The sequence below is a fragment of the Plesiomonas sp. genome, assembly GCF_051650925.1.
In the GTDB taxonomy this organism is placed as follows: Bacteria; Pseudomonadota; Gammaproteobacteria; order Enterobacterales; family CAMTGL01; genus Plesiomonas.
In genome coordinates, this window is the sequence record NZ_JBOFRH010000007.1 from 1 (window position 1) to 6,754 (window position 6,754).

Consider the following 6,754-nt stretch of genomic DNA (forward strand, 5'->3'; position numbering starts at 1 on the left):
AGCATCAAAAATGAAGCTAACAATGGCCTGAAGAATAAGCGTGGTACTGTTGCAATGGCACGGACTATGGATCCGCACTCTGCCTCTTCCCAGTTCTTCATCAACGTTGCTGATAACGATTTCCTGAATTTCCGTTCAGAGAGCCGTGATGGTTGGGGTTATTGCGTGTTTGCAGAAGTGGTTGAAGGTATGGATGTGGTTGATAAAATCAAAGGTGTTTCTACCGGTACTTTCGGTTATCACCAAGATGTGCCACGTGATGAAGTATTGATCAACAGCGTCACTGTCAGCGAGTAAGCCGTTAACTCTGCCTTAACGCACTAACGTTTTGATAAAATGCAAAAAATATTTTGGCATACTTATCAATGACCCGTGTGCTGTACACTCAACGGGTGTACAAAGGTTATAGAATAACGCTAAATAAAGGGATGTTTTTCATCCCTTTATTTACTTTTTTGTTTACGCTTTACCGCTTGTGCTCTGCATCCCTATTCCTGCTGATTACCGGAGATGATACCTATCGCACCGACAACCCTGTTTATTGCTGATCTGCACCTGAGTGAAGATCACCCAGAAATTACCGCCTGTTTGCTCGCTTTTTTACAACAGCAAGCGCCTGCGGCTGACGCACTGTATATTCTGGGAGATCTGTTCGAGTTTTGGATTGGTGATGATGACAATACAGCATTACAACAGACTGTAGCCAACGCGCTGAGGCGGTTACATCAGCAAGGTGTTCCCTGCTACTTTATCCACGGTAATCGTGATTTTCTGCTGGGAAAACGCTTTGCGCGCCAGTGCAAAATGACACTGCTTCCTTCTGAGTATGTGGTTGATCTATACGGTACGCCAACACTTATCATGCATGGTGACACGCTGTGTACTGATGATGTCGCCTACCAAAAGTACCGTCAACGCGTACATCAGCCATGGCTGCAACAGCTGTTTCGTCTGCTACCACTGCGCTGGCGACGCAATATCGGTGCCCGTTTGCGCAATAAAAGTGCCCAGCATAATCAGCAAAAGAGCCAAGATATCATGGATGTAAATACAGACACTGTGCTGGCGGTGATGCAACAACATCAGATCCAGCGTCTGATCCACGGGCATACTCATCGCCCAGCCGTTCACCCACTACAGCTACAAGACTCTACTACTGAGCAACCTCTTTCTGGGGAACGCATAGTACTCGGTGACTGGTACCAGCAGGGGTCTGTATTACGGGTCAGTGCTGAGGGTATTTCAATAAAAAGCCTGCCGTTTGGTAAACCGCTGTCTACTCGTTAAAGGTTGGGCAAACAGCTACCCAACCTCTACTACAACACAACACAACACAACACAACACAACACAACCAATATGTTGCACCGAAAAACCACAAAACACATCATGCTGTGGTATTCAACAGTTACTCAACTGTCGTTTGTTGTTGCTGCTGTAAGCGCTGTTTTTGTGCAGGAAGCGCATAACTTTGCATAACTCGTTCACGCAGTTCTGCGGGTATAGCCTGCATACGCTCATTAAACTCACGCTGTTTTTGCTCGCTGACCCCTTCAGTGAATCCTGCGGCGACAAGATTCGACGGGAACAGATGATACTGCTCAGTGATGTGCTGATCTATCCATGTTGCAAGCGCTTCGGCTGATGTCATGCTCTCTTGCATAACCGGCCCGAATGCGACATGTACCCGCCCTTTATAACCAACAATGCCTTTTACAATACTGTCGAGATCTTCAAACTCTGACTTCACGTAGGCTTCACCGCGCGCTTTTTGTGCTAACTCAGCTGCTTTTTGTACTTCACCGGCATCATATTCATATGAAATGGCGACAGGAACGATATTTAGCGAGGCAAAATACTCTGCCATATCCATTTTCTGCTTTTTACCGTTCATGTAGAACATTTTTAGGATTGCCGGATCGGTCTGATCATTACCGTCTTTTGCACGCCCCTCTTTCTGCGCTATCCAGATCGACTGATTTTCATCCAGTGAATGGCGTATATAAGCCGATAACTCCGTAAATGCAGCCATCATCTCACGCACGCCTTTAGCCGAGCGTTTAACGATAAAACTTTTATTCAGCCGCATAATGTCTGAGGCATACTGCTTACGCAGCAAATTATCACCAATCGCAATTCTGACCGTATCACGGCCATGATGGAACAGCCCCCAGTTAACCAGCGCTGGATCCATAGCAATATCGCGATGATTTGAAATAAACAGATAGGCTTTATCCGCGTCTAGATGCTCCAATCCGCTGTAAGTCACACCATCTGTTGTTGTGGTGATCATCCGCTGCATGTAGCTTTCAACTTGCTCCTGAAAAGCCCGTACAGAGCGAATATTGCTGACCCGCTGCTGTAAGAAATAGCGCACTACGGGCTTTAAAATCCAGCCGCACCAACGCGTTATTTTAGGGAAACGAAACTGACAAATTGCATTGATAAACTCATCATTATGCAGAATATTGGCCAACACGGGTGCCACTTCGCTATCATGATAAGGGCGGATATCCGCAAACTGCGCTGTACTCTCTTCGCTCATTCTCGTCATCTGTTGTTATTATCATTCCTGTGAAAGTTTATTATACGAGTTATCCTTTTAAAACCTAATCCTACCAACACAACAGTGTGTTAAAACCGCTTCACACCCTACACGCAAACGTTTTCCTTGCGATGGGTTCATGGTATTCTTGCTACCCGCAACACGGTGTAGATATTCATGTTAACGGATAACTACTGCCGCTACCGTCATTCCCACAGCTATTACAGGAGTTCACCCACTATGCAACCCAAAGTCGCTGTTGTTATGGGTTCGAAAAGCGATTGGGCAACCATGCAGGCTGCCGCCGAGATGCTCTCTGCACTGGATATCCCTTTTCACGCTGAAGTGATTTCTGCTCACCGTACACCCGATAAATTGATCAGTTTTGCTGCCACTGCCGCAGAACAAGGCTTTCAAGTTATTATCGCCGGTGCCGGGGGCGCTGCACATTTACCGGGAATGTTAGCCGCCAAAACCTTGTTACCTGTACTCGGTGTACCGGTAAAAAGTGCCGCACTCAACGGTATGGATAGCCTGCTCTCTATCGTCCAGATGCCAAAAGGGATCCCCGTTGCGACCTTAGCCATTGGGGTAGCAGGGGCGGCCAACGCGGGTCTGCTCGCCGCACAAATTTTATCATTGCATGATGAAGGTATTCACCAACGCCTCACTGTATGGCGTGCTACACAAACCGACACCGTACTCAATAACCCAGACCCGAGGGATCCGGCATGAGTTCAGTTTGGGTATTAGGTAACGGGCAGCTAGGCGATATGTTACGGCAAGCAGGTGAGGTGATGGATATCACTGTGACCCCTTGCGGGTTCGAGGATACTCCGCCCTTCCTACCAGAAAATGCGGTTATCTCCGCTGAAATTGAGCAGTGGCCAGATACCGCACTCACACGTCAATTTTCGCAACATACCGGTTTTATCAACCGAGATACCTTTCCACTGTTGGCTGATCGCTTCACACAAAAACAGCATATTGATCAACTGGATCTGTCGACCTCACCTTGGCTAGCACTCAACAGCACCACGCAATGGCCGGATATCTTTGCCCAACTGGGCGAAAAGGTGATCGTAAAACGACGTAAAGGTGGCTATGACGGGCGTGGCCAGTGGCGTGTTATGCATACCGATGATCAGCACAGCATTCCTGCCGAGATGTATGGCGAATGTATTGTTGAGCAGATGATCCCGTTTGATGGCGAAGTTTCACTGGTCGGAGCCCGCGGGCGCGATGGTACACGGGTATTCTATCCACTGACCCATAATCTGCATGAAAATGGCATTCTGCGCGCCAGTGTTGCGCTACCCAAGCCAGATTCTGCACTTCAACATCAGGCAGAACACATGCTCGGTAGCTTGATGGAGAGCCTTGATTATGTGGGCGTCATGGCGATGGAATGCTTTGTTGTTGACGGTAAACTGCTGATTAATGAGCTAGCACCGCGCGTACACAACAGCGGCCACTGGACACAAGCAGGCGCATCTATCAGCCAGTTTGAGTTGCATTTACGGGCACTGCTCGGCTGGCCATTACATACACCTGTTGTACCAAGCCCTGCGGTGATGATTAATATTATCGGTACACCGTTTACTCTGCACTGGCTCTCTGTTCCGCTGGTACAGTTACACTGGTACGGTAAATCGGTGCGCGAAGGCCGTAAACTCGGACACCTTAATCTCGCCCACCCAGAGCCTTTTGAGCTTCAGGCCGCCTTAGGCAGTCTATCTACACTCTTACCGGCTGAATACGTATCTGGTATTCGCTGGGCACAACAAAAACTTAGCTAAATACTCCCTTGCGGTGGCATCAGTGCCTGATGTTCACCGCATTGATTTTAATGGAAACTCCGCATCACTTTCACCATGTAACATGACCATTTCATGCCCTTTTTTATATTGTTATTCCAGATTGGCCTAAGAAAAAGCTGAATCGATTAAGTTGCGGGATATACATCACAGCCAAACCATAATTTTGCTTGCTACACTGCCAATAAGCTTACCCATAAAGGATGCACAATAATGATCAGATTGTTTACTGAAACAGATATGGATACGCTCCTCAATGTATGGCTTACCGCATCAATTGATGCACATGACTTTGTAGAACCCCACTATTGGCACAGCAAAATAGACAGTATGCGTACACAATACTTGCCCAGTGCCATGACGTGGGTTTACGCAGATGAAGATGAAATCAAAGGGTTTTACAGTCTAGCGGCAGATGGTCAACTTGCCGCTCTGTTTGTTGACCCTCAGTATCAGAATGTGGGTATCGGTACTGAGCTTTTAGCACACGCAAAACAGCAGATGGAAACCCTCACACTGACGGTATACGCTGAGAATTTTGATGCAGTGCGCTTATACAAGAAACACGGTTTTAGCATTCAAAATGAACAACCAAACCCATACACCGGCCACAAAGAGTTTGTGATGGCAACAGCATAATATCTGCACTATTTAAGTGTTTAATTCTAACCACTTATTTTAAAAGCAGAAAGCCAATCGTAAAGTACGTTTACCTAACGTAACTTACGGTTGGCCTCCCACCCTTTACCTGATTTTTCTTTACGTTGATAAGCACCTTTCCCTTTTTTATTTCGCTCTACTTTTGCTTTAAAAACCGGGCTAGTCACCAGCGCTTTTAGTGCGTTATCGGTAATCGTACCTCTGTGCATTTCAATTTTTTTGCTCATATCCCACCTTCTTACTTTTGTGTCCTAACCATTGTCTACAATAAGCATACAACAGTATAAAAAAACATCTATCATCACGATAAAAATACCACAGATAAGTTCCAGATATTATCAGTTATGTCTAAGTAATGAATTCTGTATCAAGCTGACTACATAATTATCTTTAAAAACAGTGCATTACCAAAAAATAAACAGTTCAATTGATACAGTTCAACATAAAAGTCGGTTCAATAAAATGTTCAAATAACAAAAACACCACTACTGAACTTATTTTATGATAAACCATACCTGTCTCACCTTATCGTTAATTGCATTTTCTATCTCTCAGGCTATTGCGGCCCCCATAACATCAACTGTAAATATAACGAACGGTCAAAATGTTACTTTATCTGATAACATTGAAACCCATAATGAATACGGTGTTGCAGTTAATGGCGAAAACAGCACATTAACCTCTGATGGAAAATCAATTACTACTGAGGGGGATAATGCACTCGGCATCCGGGTCATGAATCAGGGCCATGCAATTTTCAAAAACGGTACAATTCAGACCAATGGTTCGGGTTCTTATGGTATCAGCGCTGAAAATAGTGGTTCATTGATAGAACTTGATAATGTCAATATCATCGCAGAAGGCAGTAACTCTTACGGCGCACTGTCTGCCAGCCAAGGAAAGATTAATGCCAACAACCTCTCTGTTACCACAAAAAACAGTAATTCAAACGGAATAAGTTCGATTAATAGCGGTTCATCTGTTGCTCTTAACAATACGACTGTAAACACTCAAGGAAATACCTCTCACGGTATTTATAGTGCAGAAAAACAGGCCAATGTTAGCGCAACGGCACTAACTATCCACACCCAAGGTTCTCTTTCATACGGTATTGATCAAACCAATCAAAGCCATGGCTATTTTAACAACACCACCATTACTACAGAGGGCAAAAATAGTGCTGCCGTGAATACAGCCTCTGGAGCAACAACAATTCTGAATAATCTCTTCATTAAAACGTATGGCGACCACAGTGATGCCTTTAAAGTTAATTCTGGTAACTTAACAATTACACAAAATAATACCGTTAATCTCATTAATACGTACGGTACAAACTCCAGCGCCATAGATTTGGCCGGAAAATCAACCCTAAATATCCAGAACAGCTCTTTGGTGGGAAGTGGTAGTAACAACCATATTTACACCATCCATAATGGTGTATCGGTCATTAATTCATCGGGTAATACCATGCAATCAACTGGTGCACTGATTCAGGCCTTCGGTGGAAATAGCATCATCAATATGCAAGGAGATTATGCCACTAATGCTACCGGTGGGTTAATGGATATCCGCAGCACGTCAGCCACTAAACCAACCAGTGTCACATTCAATGCCGATAATCAAACACTACTGGCCGGCAACATTGTCAATGATGAACATAGCACAGCCATTTTGAATCTCTCAAACCAATCTGAGTTCTCAGGTAATGTCCAAAATTTAACCCAAACCAATGTA

General features: G+C 45.0%; 8 protein-coding genes. 6 read left to right on the forward strand and 2 right to left on the reverse strand.

The annotated features are described in order from the left end of the window. Together ACRC27_RS00080 and lpxH are read left to right on the forward strand one after the other, a co-directional pair. Positions 1-297, forward strand: a 297-nt coding sequence (locus tag ACRC27_RS00080; protein WP_438638751.1) for a peptidylprolyl isomerase, incomplete at its 5' end; no start/stop codon positions are given. A 213-nt stretch (positions 298-510) separates the two neighbouring features. Beyond that, complete coding sequence (gene lpxH / locus ACRC27_RS00085; protein WP_438621648.1) at positions 511-1,287, forward strand: UDP-2,3-diacylglucosamine diphosphatase; 777 nt, start codon at positions 511-513, stop codon at positions 1,285-1,287. 119 nt (positions 1,288-1,406) lie between these two features. Here the strand turns inward: lpxH and ACRC27_RS00090 are convergent, their stop codons facing one another. Further along, positions 1,407-2,552 carry a 1-acyl-sn-glycerol-3-phosphate acyltransferase gene (locus ACRC27_RS00090; protein WP_438638753.1) on the reverse strand — a complete coding sequence of 382 codons (1,146 nt, stop codon included), beginning with the start codon at positions 2,550-2,552 and terminating at the stop codon, positions 1,407-1,409. Positions 2,553-2,783: 231 nt separating this feature from the next. On the opposite strand from ACRC27_RS00090, the gene purE reads away from it, so the two are divergent. From purE to ACRC27_RS00105, 3 genes are all read left to right on the forward strand, one after another. Then, positions 2,784-3,278, forward strand: coding sequence for a 5-(carboxyamino)imidazole ribonucleotide mutase (gene purE / locus ACRC27_RS00095; protein WP_438638754.1), 495 nt, complete (start codon positions 2,784-2,786; stop codon positions 3,276-3,278). Continuing rightward, the gene (gene purK, locus ACRC27_RS00100; RefSeq protein WP_438638756.1) at positions 3,275-4,342 is read left to right on the forward strand and encodes a 5-(carboxyamino)imidazole ribonucleotide synthase; all 1,068 of its coding nucleotides are present in this window, start codon (positions 3,275-3,277) and stop codon (positions 4,340-4,342) included. The genes purE and purK overlap by 4 nt, the downstream gene beginning before the upstream one ends. Positions 4,343-4,573: 231 nt before the next feature. Next, the gene (locus ACRC27_RS00105; protein ID WP_438638757.1) at positions 4,574-4,999 is read left to right on the forward strand and encodes an N-acetyltransferase; all 426 of its coding nucleotides are present in this window, start codon (positions 4,574-4,576) and stop codon (positions 4,997-4,999) included. A gap of 74 nt (positions 5,000-5,073) precedes the next feature. Here ACRC27_RS00105 and arfA read toward each other — a convergent pair whose 3' ends face one another. Next, positions 5,074-5,247 (reverse strand): alternative ribosome rescue factor ArfA, encoded by a 174-nt coding sequence (gene arfA, locus ACRC27_RS00110; RefSeq protein ID WP_438621643.1) that lies wholly within the window; start codon positions 5,245-5,247, stop codon positions 5,074-5,076. Between the two features lie 274 nt (positions 5,248-5,521). Here arfA and ACRC27_RS00115 point away from each other — a divergent pair. Beyond that, positions 5,522-6,754, forward strand: a 1,233-nt coding sequence (locus ACRC27_RS00115) for a hypothetical protein (RefSeq protein WP_438638759.1), incomplete at its 3' end; no start/stop codon positions are given.

What these genes read in the sequence shown, in the direction of transcription:
- ACRC27_RS00105 (WP_438638757.1), top strand. Translation starts at nt 4,574, where the DNA reads ATGATCAGATTGTTTACTGAAACAGATATGGATACGCTCCTCAATGTA.
- lpxH (WP_438621648.1), top strand. Translation starts at nt 511, where the DNA reads ATGATACCTATCGCACCGACAACCCTGTTTATTGCTGATCTGCACCTG.
- purK (WP_438638756.1), top strand. Translation starts at nt 3,275, where the DNA reads ATGAGTTCAGTTTGGGTATTAGGTAACGGGCAGCTAGGCGATATGTTA.
- ACRC27_RS00090 (WP_438638753.1), bottom strand. Translation starts at nt 2,552, where the DNA reads ATGACGAGAATGAGCGAAGAGAGTACAGCGCAGTTTGCGGATATCCGC.
- arfA (WP_438621643.1), bottom strand. Translation starts at nt 5,247, where the DNA reads ATGAGCAAAAAAATTGAAATGCACAGAGGTACGATTACCGATAACGCA.
- purE (WP_438638754.1), top strand. Translation starts at nt 2,784, where the DNA reads ATGCAACCCAAAGTCGCTGTTGTTATGGGTTCGAAAAGCGATTGGGCA.